General features: G+C 37.1%; 17 protein-coding genes. 6 read left to right on the forward strand and 11 right to left on the reverse strand.

The genetic code is table 11. The features are described from left to right. Positions 1-108: 108 nt before the first annotated feature. Positions 109-1,341, reverse strand: coding sequence for a M16 family metallopeptidase (locus tag EMTOL_RS10520; RefSeq protein ID WP_015029263.1), 1,233 nt, complete (start codon positions 1,339-1,341; stop codon positions 109-111). A gap of 149 nt (positions 1,342-1,490) precedes the next feature. On the opposite strand from EMTOL_RS10520, the gene EMTOL_RS10525 reads away from it, so the two are divergent. Further along, the gene (locus EMTOL_RS10525) at positions 1,491-2,570 is read left to right on the forward strand and encodes a glycosyltransferase family 4 protein (protein WP_015029264.1); all 1,080 of its coding nucleotides are present in this window, start codon (positions 1,491-1,493) and stop codon (positions 2,568-2,570) included. A gap of 89 nt (positions 2,571-2,659) precedes the next feature. After that, positions 2,660-3,688: a fibronectin type III domain-containing protein gene (locus tag EMTOL_RS10530; protein ID WP_305953219.1), complete on the forward strand. Its 1,029-nt coding sequence runs from the start codon at positions 2,660-2,662 to the stop codon at positions 3,686-3,688. Positions 3,689-3,844: 156 nt separating this feature from the next. Here the strand turns inward: EMTOL_RS10530 and EMTOL_RS10535 are convergent, their stop codons facing one another. The 5 genes from EMTOL_RS10535 to EMTOL_RS10555 form a co-directional block, all read right to left on the reverse strand. Beyond that, positions 3,845-5,110 (reverse strand): Xaa-Pro dipeptidase, encoded by a 1,266-nt coding sequence (locus EMTOL_RS10535; protein ID WP_015029266.1) that lies wholly within the window; start codon positions 5,108-5,110, stop codon positions 3,845-3,847. A gap of 31 nt (positions 5,111-5,141) precedes the next feature. Continuing rightward, positions 5,142-5,771 carry a LysE family translocator gene (locus EMTOL_RS10540; RefSeq protein WP_015029267.1) on the reverse strand — a complete coding sequence of 210 codons (630 nt, stop codon included), beginning with the start codon at positions 5,769-5,771 and terminating at the stop codon, positions 5,142-5,144. A gap of 11 nt (positions 5,772-5,782) precedes the next feature. Further along, a complete protein-coding gene (locus EMTOL_RS10545) occupies positions 5,783-6,244 on the reverse strand; it encodes a hypothetical protein (protein ID WP_015029268.1) in 462 nt (153 codons plus the stop codon). 9 nt (positions 6,245-6,253) lie between these two features. Next, a complete protein-coding gene (locus EMTOL_RS10550) occupies positions 6,254-6,544 on the reverse strand; it encodes a YciI family protein (RefSeq protein ID WP_015029269.1) in 291 nt (96 codons plus the stop codon). 171 nt (positions 6,545-6,715) lie between these two features. After that, positions 6,716-7,660 carry a hypothetical protein gene (locus EMTOL_RS10555; protein ID WP_015029270.1) on the reverse strand — a complete coding sequence of 315 codons (945 nt, stop codon included), beginning with the start codon at positions 7,658-7,660 and terminating at the stop codon, positions 6,716-6,718. A 320-nt stretch (positions 7,661-7,980) separates the two neighbouring features. Between EMTOL_RS10555 and EMTOL_RS10560 the strand changes: the two genes are divergently transcribed. Then, the gene (locus EMTOL_RS10560) at positions 7,981-9,165 is read left to right on the forward strand and encodes an MFS transporter (protein ID WP_015029271.1); all 1,185 of its coding nucleotides are present in this window, start codon (positions 7,981-7,983) and stop codon (positions 9,163-9,165) included. Between the two features lie 2 nt (positions 9,166-9,167). On the opposite strand, the gene EMTOL_RS10565 is transcribed toward EMTOL_RS10560, so the two are convergent. Both EMTOL_RS10565 and EMTOL_RS21785 read right to left on the reverse strand, forming a co-directional pair. Next, positions 9,168-9,614, reverse strand: a complete 447-nt coding sequence (locus EMTOL_RS10565; protein WP_015029272.1) for an NUDIX domain-containing protein — start codon at positions 9,612-9,614, stop codon at positions 9,168-9,170. Between the two features lie 160 nt (positions 9,615-9,774). Then, positions 9,775-13,476, reverse strand: coding sequence for a 3-coathanger stack domain-containing protein (locus tag EMTOL_RS21785; protein ID WP_305953220.1), 3,702 nt, complete (start codon positions 13,474-13,476; stop codon positions 9,775-9,777). A gap of 366 nt (positions 13,477-13,842) precedes the next feature. Here EMTOL_RS21785 and EMTOL_RS10575 point away from each other — a divergent pair, with 366 nt between their 5' ends. Then, complete coding sequence (locus EMTOL_RS10575) at positions 13,843-14,823, forward strand: pyruvate dehydrogenase complex E1 component subunit beta (protein ID WP_015029274.1); 981 nt, start codon at positions 13,843-13,845, stop codon at positions 14,821-14,823. Between the two features lie 50 nt (positions 14,824-14,873). Here the strand turns inward: EMTOL_RS10575 and EMTOL_RS10580 are convergent, their stop codons facing one another. Beyond that, positions 14,874-15,455 (reverse strand): Crp/Fnr family transcriptional regulator, encoded by a 582-nt coding sequence (locus EMTOL_RS10580; RefSeq protein WP_015029275.1) that lies wholly within the window; start codon positions 15,453-15,455, stop codon positions 14,874-14,876. Positions 15,456-15,624: 169 nt separating this feature from the next. On the opposite strand from EMTOL_RS10580, the gene mgrA reads away from it, so the two are divergent. Beyond that, entirely contained in the window at positions 15,625-16,620 is a 996-nt protein-coding gene (gene mgrA, locus EMTOL_RS10585) for an L-glyceraldehyde 3-phosphate reductase (RefSeq protein WP_015029276.1), read from the forward strand. A gap of 21 nt (positions 16,621-16,641) precedes the next feature. Continuing rightward, positions 16,642-17,841 carry a PQQ-dependent sugar dehydrogenase gene (locus EMTOL_RS10590; RefSeq protein ID WP_015029277.1) on the forward strand — a complete coding sequence of 400 codons (1,200 nt, stop codon included), beginning with the start codon at positions 16,642-16,644 and terminating at the stop codon, positions 17,839-17,841. Between the two features lie 135 nt (positions 17,842-17,976). Here the strand turns inward: EMTOL_RS10590 and EMTOL_RS10595 are convergent, their stop codons facing one another. Both EMTOL_RS10595 and EMTOL_RS10600 read right to left on the reverse strand, forming a co-directional pair. Further along, a complete protein-coding gene (locus EMTOL_RS10595; protein WP_015029278.1) occupies positions 17,977-19,086 on the reverse strand; it encodes a glycoside hydrolase family 18 protein in 1,110 nt (369 codons plus the stop codon). Between the two features lie 260 nt (positions 19,087-19,346). After that, positions 19,347-20,420 (reverse strand): hypothetical protein, encoded by a 1,074-nt coding sequence (locus tag EMTOL_RS10600; RefSeq protein WP_015029279.1) that lies wholly within the window; start codon positions 20,418-20,420, stop codon positions 19,347-19,349. Positions 20,421-20,423: the final 3 nt, after the last annotated feature.

The raw sequence follows: 20,423 nt of genomic DNA on the forward strand, positions 1-20,423 counted from the left end.
ATCGGAGATTCCAAAAATAAAAAAAGTCAAGCAGATAGCTATCCGCTTGAAATAAATGCTTTAAAAAGTATAATTCTTTCTTGAAGTAGCACAATTATTTGACTAGATTTATTCGGGAAGAAACGTCAGATAGCTTAACTGTGTTTCATCGAACATATCTTTTGTAATTTCTTGGAGGTCAGCGGCTTCAATATTTTTTATATCTGCAAAAATACTTTCCAGCGATTCAACCTTTCCGATATCTAAAATACTCTTGGCCATCATGAGCATAAAACTCTGATTGCTTTCCTCTGCCATGGCTAGCTGCCCCATGAGTTGTTCTTTGACTGTATGTAATTGTAGCTTGCCCAATGGTTTGTCTTTCAAGATTTGCATTTCTTTCAAAATCAAGGAATTTGCCTTATCAAGGTTTGATTTATCGGTTGCGAAATAAATGCCAAAAAAGCCTGTATCCGTAAAAGGGGAGTAGGTAGCATCAATGCCATAAACTAAACCATATTTTTCACGAAGGGTCATGTTAAGGCGTGAATTCATGCCAGGGCCACCGAATAGATTGACGAGCATAAAGAACGGTAAGCGATGCTCATCAGACATTGAATAAGAAGGTCGGCCAATGGCACAATGTGCTTGGGTGATTTTCTTAGTTGTGGTGATTCGCTGTGCTTGATAGGCCGTTGGCGGAACACGCACAAGGTCTGATTTCTTGGCAGGAATATCTTTGAGGTATTTTTCTGCGATTTTGATGGCTTTCTGAAATGGAATATTTCCCACAATCGACATCACGATTTTTTCAGTATCCATATTCTCAGCAATGAAATCTTGTAATTCTTTGCGAGTAAAGCCTTTTACACTCTCTTGCGTACCTAAAATATTGGCTCCAAGTTGGTGATTGGCAAAAACAATTTCATCGAAATCATCTTGTAGGGCATCTTCTGGAGAATCTTGATACATCGACATTTCTTCTAAAATCACCCCACGCTCTTTTTCGATTTGATTTTCGGGGAAAACCGAATCGAAGGTAATATCGGCTAAGAGTTCAACCGATTTTTCGAAATGTGCATCAAGCACCGATGCGTAGAAACATATTTTTTCTTTAGTCGTATAGGCGTTTAATTCGCCACCCACCGACTCTAATCTATTAATAATATGGTAAGATTTCCGCTTTTTCGTACCTTTGAAGGCCATGTGCTCCCAAAAGTGAGCCAAACCTAATTGATTGGGCTTTTCATCACGGCTACCCATGTCGAGCATGAGTCCGCAATGTACAATTTGGGTGTAAGGTACTTGTCGATGAGCAACTCTAATGCCGTTTGGCAATGTATGTATTTGGTATTCGGTCATAAATTGGGCTTTCAGCGATAAGCTAAGGCTTTTAGCTAAAAAATAAGGCTCGAAATAGAAGTTTGATGATATTTCAAGCTAATCGCTAATAGCCTAGGGCTAATAGCAAATAATATAATATTTGACAAATTTAATCAAAAGTTAGTTCAATGCGTATAGGTTTTGATGCAAAAAGGGCTTTTAATAATCATACTGGTTTGGGTAATTATAGTCGATTTATTATTGACTCCCTACTGAAATATGCTCCACAGCACGAATATTTGGCATATACGCCTAAAAAGCCTAAAACAACATTAGCTTTAGCTCCGAAATTACCCACTACGACTTTTGGTGGAGGCTTATGGCGGAGCTGGCTTATTAATAACGATTTGCAAAAGGATAATGTTGATATTTTTCACGGATTAAGTAATGAAATCCCATTTGGTATTAAAAAAACAGGTGTAAAATCGGTCGTAACAATTCATGATTTGATTTTCGTTCGTTATCCTGCATTATATCCTGCCATTGACCGTTTTTTTTACCAACAGAAATTTAAGTACGCTTGTCAAAATGCCGATGCCGTGGTGGCAGTAAGTCAGCAAACCAAAGATGATATTGTAGATTTTTACAAGATTGACCCCGATAAAATTTCGGTAATATACCAAGATTGTCAAGCGGCATTTTATCAAAATGTTGATGGTCAACTATTAACGAGCATAAAAACGAAATATCATTTACATAAACCATACCTCATTTGTGTATCATCATTCAGTGAGCGAAAAAATCAAAAACGCTTGGTTGACGCTTTTCAAGCATTGAATTTGAAAAACTATGATTTGGTATTAGTTGGTGGAAAATCTAAATATGCCGAAGAAATTTTAAGTAAAAATATTGCTGGAGTTCGAATGCTTTTCAATGTACCATCGAGCGATTTACCAGCTTTATACCAAGGGGCTTCTTTGTGTGTATATCCTTCTTTTTTTGAGGGCTTTGGTATTCCAATTGTCGAGGCTTTACATTCGGGTATTCCAGTGGTGGCTGCTACGGGTTCTTGTTTAGAAGAGGCTGGTGGCGAAGGTGCTTTATATGCTAATCCTTTAGATGTAAATGATTTATCAGGGAAAATACACGAAGTATTAAGTTCTGAAAGCTTACAAAAAGCGTTGGTACAAAAAGGTCAGGAACATATTCAACAATTTTCTTCCGAAAACATTGCTAAGCAATTGGTAGAACTCTATCAAAAATTATAAAATAAGGTGTTGATTATCATATTTTTACGCGAATATATGTGCTTATTTTGTCAACAATAAAAGTATTCACACTGAAAAATAGCCTGATAGTGAAAAGTATCATTAAAAGATTCGTATTATTTGGATTATCACTCAATTTGCTTGCGTGCAGTATCGACAAGGAAGCCCCTATTTTGCCCAGATTTGATGCTGTAACTATCAGCGAAACAACAATAGCTTCTGCAAGTTTATCCGTTTCATTCTTGGAAGTTGGTAATCAATCTATAACTGATTATGGGATTGTTTATTCAGAAACAAATCTTTCTCCTACACTAACAGATAGTAAAGTTAGTAATGGAGCTCTCACTCAAACAACTTCACCTTATACTTACCTTGTTAAGATAAGTAATTTGAAGGCGAACACCGTCTATTATGCAAGGGCTTATGTAATTACTGAAAGTGGAACTATTTACAGCAATGTAATTTCGGTTAAAACATTGGCCATTGTTTCTCCTAGTATAAAAACTACAGAAGCTAGCACTTATACCATTTATTCGGCAAAAGTGGGAGGGAGTATTGAAACCAAGGGTTCGTATGATATTAGCGAGTATGGAATTTGTTGGTCTCAAAGATTTGCAGTTCCAACCATTGAACATTCTAAAGAAAAAATCACTGGCGATGTAAGCACTTTCCCGAAAGCATATTCACTCATTATTTATAACTTACCAGAAAAAGGCACAATCTATTATCGGGCTTATGTGATTTCAAATGGAAACGTTATTTATGGAGATGTTTTAACTTATACTTTAGAAGTTGAGGGTTATCCAAAAGTTTCAACTGATGGTGCGGTATATGTAGCTGATAGTGTGATGAAATTGAATGGAACTATCGTAAACAAGGGGAAATATGAAGTTACAGAATATGGAATGTGTTGGGGTTTCAATGATTCATTTATAAACCCAACCGTTTGTGAAAATAAAGGAAGCTTGACGGTCATGCCTAATTCCTTACCAGCACCGTATTCAATAGAGGCTAAAAAACTGAAAACAGGGGTTGTATATTTTTATCGGTCTTATCTAATCTCGAATGGAATTACAACTTTTGGTACTCAAAAATCATTTATCATTGAATCGAAATAAGGAAAAACTTGAGTTTGCTCGATAATAAATTTGACTTTAGTCAAAGAAAATGTTTAGACTAAAGTCAAATTTGTTTTTATTCAGGATTGCTACAGTTAAAACTGACTGCAATGAGTAACAATTCTTTAAAATTCGAGATAAGCCAAGTATCTTAACTTATTTTTTATAAACAACGCCATCTTTCATTACAAATGAGAGTTTCTTTTCGATTACAGTAATATCTTGCTCAGGATTACCATCAACGGCGATAATATCGGCAAATTTACCTACTGAAATCGAACCAATTTTATCTTTTACTCCAATCAAATCTGCTGCATTGATAGTTGCTGATTGAATGGCCTGTACGGGAGTCAGGCCATATTTTACCATATAAAAAAACTGCTTAGCGTTATCGCCGTGAGGATACACACCCGCATCGGTTCCAAAAGCTATTTTTACACCCGCTTTAACTGCTTTTTGAAAGTTTTCTCTTTGTGTACGACCTACCATACGTTCTTTTTCAATGATTTTTTGTGGGAAACCCAATTTAGCATATTCAGCTAAAATAAAGTCATCATTATAAATATCAGCTACCAAATACGTTCCTTTTTGTTTCATTAATTCTATTCCTTCTTCATCGATAAAGCTTCCATGTTCGATAGAGGCTACGCCCGCTTTTACAGCTCTTTTTATTCCCTCAGTTCCATGTGCGTGTGCGGCTACTTTTTTGCCCCACATTTTGGCTTCTTCAACCATTACGTTCATTTCTTCTTGCGAATACTGCGGAGCTCCTACCGATTCTTCTTCAGTAAGTACGCCTGCGGTTGCACCAAATTTGATTAAATCTGCTCCGTATTTGATATTGGTTCGAACTTGCTTTCTGATTTCATCAACACCGTCGGCCACTGAACCAATTTGGTGGATTTTTACATAAGGTGAAAAGCCATTCATATCGCCATGGCTGCCCGTAGCACCAATGTAAGGCCCTGCAACATAGAGGCGTGGTCCTGCAACCTTACCTGCATTGATAGCATTACGGAGAGCAATATCTACATACTCAAGGGCACCTACATCGCGGCAAGTAGTGAAGCCAGCTTCGAGCGTTCGTTTAGCATAAATATGAGCTGTAACTGCTACGTCAATTGGTGATTTACGGAAGAGGTCTTCCATGTAGTTTTCGGGTTGACCCGTGATGTGCGTGTGGCAGTCGATGAGCCCAGGTAAAATGGTTTGTTTACTTAAATCAATAATGCTAGCATTAGCTGGAATTTTCAGGTTTGAGCCAATTTCTGAAATTAGATTATTTTTTACGATAATTGTTTGATTATCAATAAATACACCTCGTTCGCTATCAAACAATCGGCCTGCTTTGATGGCAATAATGGTTTCGGTTTGTGCGAAACCAATGAAGCTAGTCAAGAATAAAAAAATGATTTTTTTCATTTTGTTTTTGAAGTAAATGTAATCGAATAGATTATTTTTTTAAGGCAATTTGTAGGCCCAAGCCTACCAGAACAGCCCCCGAAATTTTGTTTTGTATTTGCCAGAATCTTTGAAAGTTTTTCAATTTGGCAATCACCTTACTGAAAAGTATGGCAATGAGTATATTGACAACTGTTCCCGAAAAATTAAACCAAAGTCCTAAAAGTAGAATTTGTGTAGATACATTTTCGACTTGTGGATTGATAAACTGTGGTAAGAATGCCAAGAAAAATAATGAAACTTTGGGGTTTAAGACATTGGTAATTGTTCCTTGACGAAGAATTTTTAGATTGGTATTTTTATTATTGTCGCTTTGACTAAATACCATTGCCGTAGGTTTTTCCATGAAACTTTTGATTCCGATGTAAATCAAATATCCTGCACCTGCGTATCGAATAATATTAAACAAGACCTCCGATTGCTGAATAATTACCGAAAGCCCCGCCGCTGCTGCAAAAGTATGTACGAAACAACCCAATGCAATGCCTAAAGCTGCATAAACGCCTGCACGTGTGCCATAGCTGAGGCTGCGAGAAATGACAAAAATCATATCATTACCAGGGGTAATATTGAGCATTAGAGCAGCTAAGACAAACAAAATAAAATGTTGGAGGTCGAGCATGGTATTATTGTTTATTTCACTCTTACATATTTCTCAATATTCAACCTTTCGATTCCTGCTTTTTCCACCTTTTCAATTCCCTTCTGAATCAGTGTGTCATTCTTGATAGTTACAGTAAACTCAAATTTATTATTTTCCCATTCCTTTAACTTATAATATTCTAAATGCTCAGTGTAAGTACTATCTTTTAGGGTGTAACTTCCACCACCAGCATCAAAAGTAGCGGTTGAGTCGGTATTATTTGGGAGTGGGTGCTTCAAGAACGCAAAATGTGTTCCGTTGATAATTTTAATAAAAGATACGTTTTCGGTATAAGAAGTAATCGTTGTATCACCTTTTTCGATGATAGTACCTGTTAGAAGTTTCCACGTTCCTTCAATTGGAAGTTTTGATTCTTGGGTAGTGGTTTTACTTTGACAAGCATTTAATAATAAAATGCTTAAGCCTAAGAATAAGGTTGAATAGCGTTTCATGTTTTGTTTTTATATATCAGCTACTTTAAATGGCATCACTTCTACAAATTTCCAAACGCCCTGTTGGATATACGGTTCGTTGTCATACCATTCTTTCATTTTTTCATCGTTCTCAAATTGTACAATCATTACTGAGCCAATCATTTTCCCATCGTCATTGAGCATAGCTCCGCCAACAATAAAATTATTATTTGCCTTGAGTGCTTTTGCACCGGCAAGGTGTTCGGGGCGTGCTGCCATGCGGCGGTCTAATGCTTCTGTATCACGGCCATCTTGTGCTACTACTACGTATTGTTTCATAAGAGTTCATTTTTAGTTCTACTACAAAGAAAACGCTTTTAGTTGACGAATAAAAAAAGCGTTGCCAAAATTTTGGCAACGCTTTCTGAGCATTTAAACGTGTTACTAACCTTTTTCTATTGTTCTATGAAAAATTGAAAAATTCAACTGTTAAATCAGAGGAATACACTCTTACTTCTTTCCTTTACCACCTTTTCCTCTCGTTCTTTCTTTTTCTACAGTTACACCATTAGTTGTTTCTGTATATTTTAAATCACAAGTGCCATCACCATAATCAACTATTTTCTTCGTGCCATCTGCCGCTACAATTTCTTCGGTTCCACTTACAGGGAAGCCCTTAGCATCTGAGCAAGAGTTTTTAGTAATAAGAGCTTTAGTAATATTACTTGAGAATGTAGTTCCATCGCTTGAGCTACCATTGGTTGAGCCAGTTACTGAGTATTCATCATCGTTGCGGCTTAAAGTACCTTTATTATCTACTACTCTTGAACGTGTACTTGTATAAGTGATAGTTTTACCAGATTTTGAGTTCAAGATACTCATTTTAGCTAATTTTTCACTAGAAGTAGCCTTGCCATTAGCTAAAGTTGTTGTAATGGTATGTGTACCGTTTATAGTAAGCGAATCACGCTTTAAGTTATCATAAGTAACCGTACGAACTAATGTTCCTGAGAAAGTTGAATCTGGTTTGACTGGCATTGAGATAGTCATTTTACCACCCACAGGAGTTTCACCACATACCCCACCAGCTACCGCTGTAAAATCATATACAATTGTGATAACGTTATTTGTTACAGTCTTTGTAACTGTTGCACAATTGGCATCTTTCCCTTTCCACGGACGATTCCAACCCATTCCTAACATCGGAAAGAAACCGTTACCACCACCAGTAATATCAGCCGTTTCACGGAAATTTCTACCCCCAAATGGTAAGAATGTGGCGTCATCAACTAATTCATAAGCGGATTCAGATTGTTCGTTAGCCGTTTGATTGTCAATTACGGCATTGGCTAGTTGGTCGCTTGATGTGATTGTACTATTTGTTTTATCACAGGCGATTAAAGCCACTCCTAAAGCAATACTAAGAGCTGTAATCTTGAGAAGATTGGTTTTCATTTTGATTTGGTTAATTTAAGATAGTAATACATTGAAAATTTATTTTGTATATATCTTTCCATAAAAATTGTTGTGAAATCTAATTTGAAATTCAGAGCTCTGTTGTGTTAGACGTATATTTTGACTGTAAGCGTTGCGTAAGGTTTAAAAAAAAATATGTTTTTTTTAGAAATGATAAAATAAATCATGAATGAGATTGATATAAAAATACCTTTATTGTTTGATAAATAGACCGTATTTTTGCGAAAAGATTCTTCAAAAAGGTCAGAATGCCTATTTATTTTTGAAAACTTGGTGGGGCTTTAAGGCTTTTGATTTTTATGAGACAACAATCCGAAAGTATATTTTCGCTACAATTTTGGCTACTCTGCATTAGTTCGTTGGTTTTTTTTACAAGTTTTAATATGCTTGTGCCCGAACTTCCTGACTATCTGACGAGTTTGGGTGGTGCAGATTATAAAGGACTTATCATTAGTTTATTTACTGTCACAGCAGGGTTATCAAGGCCGTTTAGTGGGCGTCTTACTGACCGCATTGGTCGAGTACCTGTGATGGCTTTTGGTTCGTTGGTTTGCTTTGTTTGTGGATTTTTCTATCCCTTGGTTACGGCAGTTTACCCTTTTCTTTTTTTGCGTTTAGTGCATGGATTTTCAACAGGTTTTAAACCTACTGGAACGGCAGCCTACATTGCTGATATTGTACCAGCTCACCGTCGGGGCGAAGCCATGGGGATGCACGGCCTCATGGGAAGTCTAGGAATGGCATTTGGACCAGCCTTAGGAAGTTGGATTGCTGCTACATTTTCACTCAATATTTTGTTCTATACTTCATCAATGTTTGCTTTAATTTCGATAGCGATTCTTTATAATATGAAAGAAACGCTTCCTAAAGAACAGCAAGAGAAATTTACGCTTAATTCGCTTAAAATCACGAAGGCAGATGTTTTCGACTCAAGTGTTTTACCTGCCGCTGTGGTAATCTTTCTAACATATTTTAGCTACGGGGCTATCGTTACATTGGCTCCCGATTTGACCAAATTTGTGGGGCTGAAAAACAAAGGAATATTTTTTATGATATACACTTTATCGTCGTTGTTTATAAGAGTTGTGGCGGGGAAATTCTCCGACCGAAATGGTCGAGTTTCGGTACTTCGATGGGCTTGTATGGTTTTAATTATAGGCATGATGTTGCCTGCCATTGTAAATAATGTTTATACTTTTGTTGGTTCGGCTATACTTTTTGGCTTGGCTTTAGGTGTTATTTCGCCAATTACCCAAGCTTGGACGATAGATTTATGCGAAGAAGAAAATCGAGGACGTGCATTAGCAACGATGTATATTTCGCTCGAAGCAGGTATTGGTTTAGGGGCATTTTTATCAGCAATGATTTATCGAAATGATGCGAGTCGTTTCCCGATAGCGTTTGCAGCAATGGGTAGTTTTGCTATCATTGCCTTGATATACCTCTACACACCTAAAGTTCGACGGTTAAAAGCTAATCAATAATCTTAGAACCACTGTTGGTTGATTTTACCTACATATTTATTAGATAATTGATTATTTAGGTATTCTATTATTTGTTGACTTAAATTTGGGTAAAGGTTTATTTGTTGAAGTTTATCAATATCTATCCATTGAACGCTTTGTGCTGAGGTTTCTTGCGGGTTTATGCTTGGAATACCATCAATGATTTGTCCCTCAAATAGTAAGTGAAGTGTATGTTTTTTTCGCTCTTCGAAATAAACTTCCCCTACTAAAACTAATTGACCAACTTTAATTTCAAGTCCTAATTCTTCTTTTAATTCACGAGCAAGTGCATCGCTTAGGTGTTCGCCTAATTCTAAATTTCCCCCCGGTAAATTATACACATCTTGCCCACTATAGTTATACTTCATAGTAAGAAGTTGTTGATTTTCGATAATTAAAATTGCTGGTCGAATATTAATTGACTTCATGAATTAACAAGCTGAAAAATCTTTTTAAAATCTATAAAACATTTCCCAATATCAATAATAAAAAGCGTTATCAAAATACAAATGTTCAAATTTTTAGACACGCAGAAAAATTACTTCCTCAAATCTTACCTTGGGGCGTTCTTCTGGGCTTCTAACTTGCTTAATTTCCACAACCTTTTATTTCTGCTTTAAAAATAGAGTTATTTATCTCAAAGCCAGCGTTGAGCTCGATGGCTTTGCCTGCTTGATAGTTTGCATTCGTCGATGAGCTTATCTTGTTTGTAGCATTAATAATTCCCCCAACCTTTATCTGGGTACTGGTGTTGTTGATATCATTGGCTGGGCTACTTAGTGTAACTCGATATTTGTTTATACTAATCGAAGAGGTGCTTGCTATACTCTCCAAAGTCTGATTTGTAGAAACAATTCTAATCTTATAATCGGTTCCTTCTGTCAAACCAATGGGTAAGCTACAATTAATGCTTCCTATACTTGCACTACTACCAATAATCAATGGGTTATCGAATATACCATTTATATCGGATAATTGTGCCTCAAATTGATTAGAAGCATCGAAACTTCCTGTAGCATTAAAATTTAAACTAAAGTTCGAACCTGCACACAGGGTGGTGCTTGCTAATATCGGAGCACTGATTGTGGCTGAATTTTGTACAATTGTAAAATGTATTACTACTGGCCCGTATAGGATATTTCCAGTAGCATTATCTTGACTATATCCAGTGGCTGTAAGGGTATAGCTTCCTACTGGGAGTATCCTTCCAAGAACGTTTACACCAGTATTATTGAATAATGAATAGTAAAAAATATTTTCAACGGTTTGGTATGACTCGAAAGGAGGAGGACCTGTAAGTTGTAGTTTAAAACTTTCAATATTCGTAGCTTCGCATGAGGGTTTTACAAGAATAGACGTTTGTTCTTCAGATGCAGCAATCACTATATTATCCTTTAAAGGGAATTTGAAAGTAAATGGGTTACCAGCTTTTACATAATCAAAATTAACTTTAAAATTACAAGGAGTAATATTTAACGTTACTGCTTTTCTCACACTTGTCGGACATGGAATCGTACTTTGTGGGCATGCAGCTTCTACATAGTATGTATAATTTCCGGGTAAATTTACTTCGGGTATAAGTTCATTCCCTCTAGTTAATAGAAGGCCACCACTTGGAGAATCCCACCATGTAATTGTACTCGAAGAACCACTCGCATCTGTAAATACAGTTACGGAAAATGATTCTACACAAAGAGGGTCTAAAGTACCGTTATCGTTGGCCAGTAGTGTCCAAATTCCGTTAGGGTCTTTGCCGTTTAAATTTGAAAGCCGTTGAACTGGTTTAAAAGTTCCTGAGTTGGGTATTGTGCCAACTGTAATTCCTCCATCATCGAAAACGGTAGTCACAAGTCCACTTGAAGTTCGACCAACTGCGTAAGTGTCAGGGTTTAATAAACTTATAATAGTATTGTCAGGCCCTTTGATTTTAAATGAGACTTCATTGTTGTAGGGGTAACTCGCTCCACCTGTTGTTCCACAGTCATTGATTGTGCCGCCATTACGCTTTTGCCAAGTAATAGAGATGCGTACATACTTAATTTTTCCGTTAATTCCATTGATGGAAGCAGTGGGGTCGGGGCCACTCTTTTTATTACCATCATAGCCAATACTTGGGCCTGCGTAAGTGGCTGTTTGTTCGGCAGGACAAAAAGCGGTAGCCTGTAAGCCATTTCCGTTTGTGAGTAGTGTACCCACTTCAATCGTTCGATTAATTGTGACGGGAGGGGCAACTGCAAAAAGTGCAGTTATATCAATATTTCGAGAAGGCAAGGTACAATCTAAATTAGTAATATTTACAGAATATTGCCCCGTACTTTTAACGACTAATTGTGCTTGATTTGCTCCTGAAATATCAATACCATTCTTTTGCCATTGAAAAATATAACCATTAGCCATATTTGCATTAAGAATCACTGAATCTCCTTCACAGAAAGTTGTGGAACGTGTGATTGTAATACTTGTTGATGGACAATTAGGGTTTAGTGTTGAAAGAACTGCCTCATCTGCTTTGATTAAGCCTGCTCCAGTTGCATAGTCGAAGCCAGTATCAAAATCAGAAGTGTTGGGGTCGTCCATATCTACGCATGATTTAATGAGGTATTGTCTAATGGTAGTTGATGTAAGCGAGGGGTTTCCTTGAAGCATCAATCCCGCAACTGCTGCTGCATGAGGTGCCGCTGCTGAAGTTCCTGCAAAATTCGGAAAGCCATCGCCCTCGTAATCGTATCCAGGAATAAAAAACGAAGTATTAGCTCTATCGGGTGCAACAATTTCTGGTTTTCGACGGTCGACTGGACTTGCCAATCTATTTCCAGAAGCATTAAATAAAACGGATGTTCCTCCTCTAGACGAGAAATATTCTATTTGTGGAGGATTAACCCCAAAGGCAGGGGTTTTATCATAACTAGCTGCTCCAACAGCAATGGCTCCTTCGGCATTTGCGTGTCCAGTAGTAGTACCCGATTTTATGCCCTCAATGGTTGATGGGGTGGCATCCCAAGACAAGCGAGCATAGTCGATAAATTTAATTCTAGTAGGAGCAGGACCAGCATATTTTGTGATTAATATATAAAAAGTGCCAGTTCTACTAAACTCAAAGATTTCAAAAGGGTCGGCCCCGATGTTGTTATCAAAGGAAGCAGCTTCAACTGTATAGGTGATATTATCAGTAGTTGAAAGAACAAAAATATCCAAATCAGAAGCCGAACCCGCCGAGCCATTACCTGCTGATAAATAAGGTTCATCCCATTGAAAGGCTGTTAGTAATCCTCTACTACCGACAGTTATCGGTAAAAAGTACACTGGATTTTCTGCTGAACCAAAGTTGTGAGCAATGGCATCATCATTGAAAGGATGATAAGTTGAGGCCTTGAAAGGGGCTTCATATGATAAATTCGACTGATTACCTGCTGAAGAAAAATAAGTAGCACCTTTCACATTTACAGCATAGTCAACGGCTTGGGCTATAATTCCATCTTGGAAATAGGGTTCATCGAAGTAAATTACGTCATCAACAATTACTTTACAGCCTGCGTCAGCTAGAGCTCTAATTCCATTCGCAAAATCGGTTTCCGACTGAAATGCCGTGTAAAAATATAATTCTGCGGCAGGAGCAATATCATGAATAATTTCGAGCATAGCTCTGCCTTCATCACTTCCTGAATTATCATTCAAATCATTTAAAACTGTTACGGGTGTTGTATAACCAAGTGGATTGCCAGTACCGGGCAATTCACCACTATTTACACCATTGGCTGCCCCACCCAAATTATTATAACTATCTGATAAAACGCCAATTTTTACACCTGTGCCATTTAAACCAGTTAGCTGGCGGGCAATATCTGAGCGTTGTGCTGCATCACCTTGCGTACGAACGGGGGGATTAATTGAGGCAGCATTATGAATGGGTTTTAGTACAGGCTGAATCCAACTAATGGCTGTATTTTTCGAAATATCATTAATTTTACTTACTTCTAACCAACAAGTAATTCTATTATTGAAACTTGATACCAACTCCGCACCATTATTGATGAGTGTCTTTTTTAGACTATTATCATTAGAAATAATATCTACTAATATTTTCTTTTCCGTTTCTCCTTTGAACGAAAACAAGTTATAATTCGCTATATTTCTTGGTGTGGCACCAGCGGGCATATTGGCAATAGTAGATAAGCCTAATTTAAGTTTGGGGTCTTTAGGTGAATTAATCTTATTGATAATTTGAGCATTCGTTTTTGAAAAACTCAAACAAATAAACATTATAAAAATCGAATATATATTTTTGTTCATAGTATAGAGATTCATAAGTCTTTAAAAAACTAAAGAGATATGAATGGGTTAATTAAAAATTGTTATCATTTGTTTGTCAAAACTATTTATAAGCAAAAATTGGACTAATTTATCAGGTATTAGTAACATTATTTCTTTTTTGTAGGTTTAATTCCAAAATTTATTTCTGGATGGTAGATTCACTATGAGATATAAATGTTTGAAAAAATTATTTTAAATACTTGATTTTAAGTGTTTTATCCTTTTGAAAAGATGTATTGAGTAAGATAAATTTACGAAACATCAATTCTTAAATCGAATTGTTTTGAGTTTCGGGGCGTATGTACTAATTTTACGCTCGCAAAATGCAAAATTCTAAGCGAAAAAATGAGAGAAATACAATTTAGAGAAGCCCTCCGTGAAGCCCTATCAGAAGAAATGCGTCGTGATGAGAACGTATTTTTGATGGGCGAGGAAGTAGCCGAATACAACGGTGCCTATAAAGTAAGTCAGGGAATGTTAGATGAATTCGGTGCAAAACGAGTAATCGATACCCCAATTGCTGAATTAGGCTTTGCAGGAATCGGTGTTGGAGCAGCCGTAAACGGTTTGCGTCCAGTTGTCGAGTTCATGACATTTAACTTTTCATTGGTTGCTATCGACCAAGTTATTAACTCTGCTGCCAAATTTATGGCAATGTCTGCAGGTCAATATTCTTGTCCGATTGTATTTCGTGGCCCAACCGGAAACGCTGGTCAGTTAGGTGCTCAACACTCACAAAACTTCGAAAACTGGTTTGCTAATACACCAGGCTTAAAAGTAGTAGTACCAAGTAATCCTTATGATGCCAAAGGTTTATTAAAAGCCTCAATTCGTGACAATGACCCGACTATCTTCATGGAATCGGAGCAAATGTATGGCGATAAAGGCGAAGTGCCAGAAGGCGAATATATTCTTCCACTTGGTAAAGCCAATGTAGTAAAAGAAGGCTCTGATGTAACAATCGTTTCATTCGGAAAAATGATTCCAAGAGTTGTTCTTCCTGCTATTGCTGAGTTAGAGAAAGATGGTATCAAAGTAGAATTAATCGACTTACGCACAGTTCGTCCGATTGATTATGCAACTGTTATCAATTCAGTAAAGAAAACAAACCGTTGTGTGGTAGTCGAAGAAGCTTGGCCTTTGGCAGCGATTTCATCAGAAATTACTTATCATTTACAACGTTATGCGTTTGATTATTTAGATGCTCCAGTGATTCGTGTAAATAACATGGATATTCCACTTCACTATGCTCCAACGCTTATCGAGGCAACATTACCAAACGTGAAACGTACGGTAGATGCCGTGAAAAAAGTAATGTATAAATAATTTATATATTGATATTGAAAAGGCATTGTTCGATTATCGAGCAATGCCTTTTATTTTACCTTCAGCTGACGGTTTCGTAGTCTACTCAAAAACTCTGGTGTTATACCCAAATAAGAAGCAATATAATGCTGTGGTACTCGTTGCGAAAGCGATGGATAACGTTTCGTGAATTCTTCCAATTTATCCATGGCAGTATAAGAAACAGTTCGAAATAAACGTTTTTGCAGTACACTTAAATGCCGTTGAATCATGAGGCGAAACATGCGTTCTAATTTCGGTACGCGTGCCAATAATTCATCCTTCGATTCTCTCGAAAGCACTAATAATTGACAGTCTTCCAAGGTTTCAATATACATCGTACTGGGAAGCTGATTCTCAAAACTGGTAATATCGCTTACCCACCAATCTTCTACCGCAAATTCGAGTGTAAGTTCTTGCCCACGATGGTCGATAAAGTATTCTCTGATACAACCTTTGAGTATGTAAGCTTCAAAATTACAAATATCGCCTGCATTCAGTAGCAGAATTTTTTTTGGTATTTCCCGAAATTTCATGCACGATTCTACCACCGATAATTCTTCTGAATTAAGGCTTACAAACTTTGAAATATAGTTTATGATGCTTTCGTGCATATTTGTAAGGAAATTGACTTAAGGCTAAAATTTAAATTTGTAAAACTTTTCTTGTCCCAGTTCAATGCTTTTTCTGAAAAGAACCACCAACTTTGCAAATCAATTACAAATCTATGTTGGTATTTTGATTTTAGAAAACGTTTAGTTTACACAAAACCTATAAATTACTATGAATTATACAGCATCGCCGCAACGATACCAAGAAATGGAGTATCGACGTTGTGGAAAAAGTGGTTTAAAATTACCTGCTCTTTCATTGGGCCTTTGGCATAATTTCGGTGGAATTGACAATTTCGAAAATGCTAGAAATATCCTCAAGTTGGCATTTGATAAAGGTGTTACACACATCGACTTAGCTAATAACTATGGTCCACCCGCGGGTTCGGCGGAAGAAACCTTCGGGCAAGTATTAAAAAAAGACCTTAAACCTTATCGTGATGAATTAGTTATTACAACTAAGGCAGGTTTTTATATGTGGGAAGGGCCATACGGTGAATGGGGTTCGAAGAAATATTTAGTTTCGAGTTTAGACCAAAGCCTAAAGCGTATGGGTTTAGATTATGTAGATATTTTTTATCACCACCGCCCAGACCCAGAAACCCCTTTAGAGGAAACAATGGCTGCCTTAGACCTAATCGTACGTCAGGGAAAAGCACTTTATGTGGGTATTTCAAATTATAGTGCAACTGATACCGAAAAGGCAATAAAGATTTTAAACGATTTGGGTACGCCATGCCTCATTCATCAAGCGAAATATTCAATGTTTGACCGTTGGGTTGAAGGTGGGCTATTAGATGTTTTAGAAACAAATGGTACTGGTTGCGTTGCCTTTTCACCATTGGCTCAAGGCTTATTATCGAACAAATATATCAAAGGTATTCCTGCTGATTCTAGAGCAGCATCGGGCCGAGGAAATGGAGCTTTGGAGCAAAATCGCATCACGGAAGAAAACGTAAATAAAGTAATTAAACTGAATGATTTAGCCGCTCAACGTGGTCAAAATTTGGCACAAATGGCTTTATCATGGATATTAAAAGACCCTCGTATTACTTCAGTAATTTTGGGTGTAAGTAAACCTGAACAACTTACTGATTCACTTGAATGTCTAAAAAATACTTCGTTTAGCGAATCAGAGTTACAGGAAATAAATAGTATTTTGGCTTAAATTTTATAAACCTTTAGTAAAATGCAAAAGAATATCATTTTATCGTTGGCTTTTAGTGCTGTAGTTTATGCATCATGTGCACAAAATGCCAATAATTCGGTAGAAACAAAAGCTCCTAATTCAGATTATAAACCTGCGTTTGCTGGACAAACCAGAATAGGTGCTGTAAAAACCACCACACCTTACGCAGCAAAAGTTTTGACAGAATCGCTTACCTCTCCGTGGGGTGTGAAAAGTTTGCCAGATGGCCGATTGATTATTACAGAGAAGAGTGGTGTGATGAGAATTGCTAAAGTTACTGGCGAATTAAGTCCTGCAATTACTGGTATTCCTGCCGTAAATTCTGATGGTCAAGGTGGGCTTTTAGGACTTGCTTTAGACCCAGAATTTGAAAAAAATCGTATGATTTATTGGGCATTTTCTGAAAATGTAGAGGGTGGTACACACACCTCATTAGCAAAGGGTAAGCTTTCGAAAGATGAAACTAAAATCGAAGGTGCTACGGTGATTTATCGTGCTACACCTGCTCACAAAGGTACACTTCACTATGGTGGAAGAGTAGTTTTTGATAAAAAAGGTAATATTTTCTTGAGTACAGGTGAGCGTTCTGACCTGGTTACACGCCCGCAAGCTCAACAACTTAATTCGGGCTTAGGAAAAGTTATTCACATTACAAAAGAAGGAAAGCCAGTGGCTGGAAATCCGTTTGAAGGCAAAGAAGGAGCAAGACCTGAACTTTATTCTTACGGACACCGCAATGTACAAGGTTTAGCTTTCCACCCTGTAACTGGCGAATTATTTTCGAATGAATTTGGCCCAAGAGGTGGCGATGAGTTAAACCATGTGGAAGCTGGTAAAAACTACGGTTGGCCAACAATTACTTATGGTATTGAGTATAGCGGTAAGAAAATTGGTAATCCAACCATTCAACAAAAAGAAGGTATGGAACAACCCGTTTATTACTGGGATCCATCGGTATCTCCGAGTGGTATGACTTTCTACAGCGGAAACATGATTCCTGAATGGAAAAACAACTTATTTATTGGTTGTTTGAGTGGAATGCACATTGCTCGCTTAGTTATTGAAAATAATAAAGTGGTTGGTGAAGAAAGATTACTTACAGAAGAATATCAACGTTTCCGTGATGTAACACAAGGAAAAGATGGAGCTTTGTATGCTGTAACAGACCAAGGTCGCCTTTACAGAATCGCTAAGAAATAAGAGTAAAAATGATTAGTGGATGATAGCCCACAGATTATGAATAAAAAAGTGTCTCGACCTTCGACAGGTACCGAGGCACTTTTTTTATGTCAAATGGTTATGGTAAACAACCAATCGTCATTCGTAATTTTGAATCTATTTCCCTTTGAGTGTTTTATCAATCACTTCGAGTAGGCCGTTTTGTGGTTTATCTTCTCTTAATTGCCAAAACATAATGCCATTAAGCTTATTCTTGATTACGTACTCGGTTTTGAGCTTCATTGATTCAGGGTCATCGTAAGAGAAAAATAGCTTTTCTTCTTCCGAAAACAGATAAGGAGCTTGAGCTGTTGAATCCCAGAATTTTTTGTAGGTTTTGTGTTCGGCTAAATATTTCTCTAGGCTGTTATACGAAACCCCTCGTTCGAATTTACAAGGTTGGTAAAGTCCGTTATTTTCGGTGGCACTTAGCTTAAAAACTCGACCATACATGGCTGCTCCAATGGCAATTTTATCAGCAGGAACACCCTTCGCAAGGAGCATTTTTACACCATTATCAATCGATTCTTTTAATTGAGGCGTAGAATACAGGCCTGTGTGATGACCACTTACTTCGCTGTATCCATGTACTAAATCATAGCTCATCAAATTAATTCGGTCGAGTAAGGGAGTTACTTTCTCCCATTCAACTGATTCTTCTATGTATTTGGTAAATCCACCTGCTGCAAAGCTAAGTTCATATTTATTGCCAAAAGTGCTTCGAAGAATTTTCACTAAATCGGTGAAATTTTGCTTGTCTTCAGGCATAAATGGGTGTCCCGGAGGCCCTGCAATGGCAGGATATTCCCAATCTAAATCAAGGCCATCGGTATTAAACGAGACCAAGAGTTTTTTTACAGAAGCTGCAAACTCTTCTCTACCTTTTAGAGTAGCAAAAACTCCCGAGCAAGTGTAGCAACCTTCCCAGCCTCCTAAAGATAAAATAACTTTTAGTTTTGGATTTGTCTTTTTTAGTTCAACCAAACGTTTAATTGTTAGACTATCTTTGGCATTATCAATCCTCAATTCATTACCTTTAAGGTGCAAAAATGAGAAAATAATGTGCGTAAGTTTATCAACTGGGTATTGGTTGATGTCGGTACTATTACCTGCGTAATAGCCAATTACGGCAATTTCTTTTTGTTTTTTAGGTTGGGCGAATGTGTGGAACACCAAAATAATGCAACAAAAACAAGTAAGTACGAGGGCTTTAGTGTGTATTTTCATGAAGATTGCTTAGAAAAATTTTAAATGGATTTTTTTAAAAAGATTTTTCAAAGATACTATTGAAATTTCTTTTTCTTCTTCCAAATCTCAAGCCAACAGCCATAATATTCTGAGTGTTCGAACTTCATTCTAATTTCTTTCCATTATTTCCGAGTCATCTACGTGCTTTTGGGAGACTCTGAGGGAATGAAAATTTGATAAAATGTGCCGTTAGGCACTAAATATTGGTAGAAATCTTAATATGGATGTTTCGTCTGTTTTCACCTCCCAAATCGTAGCCCGATGGTTGTGATATTTTGGGTTGCAGAAGAGCGGTCGAAACTATTGATAAAAACGTTCTTCACATCGGCTTCCATGAATACATTTACAATGCCATACCCGAAGTTTAGAATGATTCCGTAGCGGTATGGATTTTCTTTATTTTTAATACTTATTTTGGTTTCTTGCCTGTTGAGTGATTTTATTTCTTTGTAGTTTCTACTTCCTTGCAATAACATACCGATATATGCTCCAATGCCAAAATGAAATGTCTTTTCGTTGTTTTGACCATAAAAATTAATGCTTGGGACAATCTTAAAATCGGTATATAATAAGGTCTGATTTGCTGTGTAAGGAGCAAAACCAGCTTGTTCGAGTTGGGGATTATTAATACTTGAACCCGATTTTAGATTTTCTACGGTATAATAATTATCTCCACTCTTGGCTGGACGATAGACGGCTACTGTATCGTATTTGGTATTATCAAGACTATTAAGGCGAAGTAAATAAGAGTTTCGTTTGGTACTCATGCTATGTAAGCGATACCAACTAACATCAAACCCATAGCGTAAAACAATTTCTTTATGTCCTGTTCGTGTAAAGCTTTCTTGACGCATCAAAGCAATACTAATGCTGGGTGATGTGAGAAAATTCTGACGAAAGAGCTGTTCCGTCATCTTAAAAGGGTTATAGGTAATAGTGCTGACTGTCAGATAATTAGCAGAATTTAAACCTACAGAAAAATTCAAATAAGTATTACGCTTGAGGCGTTGCCAAGAGGTCATGGCTTCAAGTTGGCGTTGCAGGGATGTTTCTTTAGTATAGCTATTGCCTTCATAATCTTGTCGGAAACTTCTACGCACATTACTGGGCATTTCGTCTAAATCTTGGTTCATCTGCACCACAATTCTATTGAGGTCATATTTCTCCAAAGCTCTTAAGTCATCTTTTGTTTCTCCCCAAAGCACAATTCGCTTGCGTTTCCCAATATTCACCACAATTGAGTCAACATCGGTACTTTCTGCGTATGAAAGTTGTGCAATAAGCAGTAGTATTAAAACAAAAAATTTATTCATCGA

Origin of the sequence: Emticicia oligotrophica DSM 17448 (assembly GCF_000263195.1) — a bacterium.
GTDB lineage: Bacteria > Bacteroidota > Bacteroidia > Cytophagales > Spirosomataceae > Emticicia > Emticicia oligotrophica.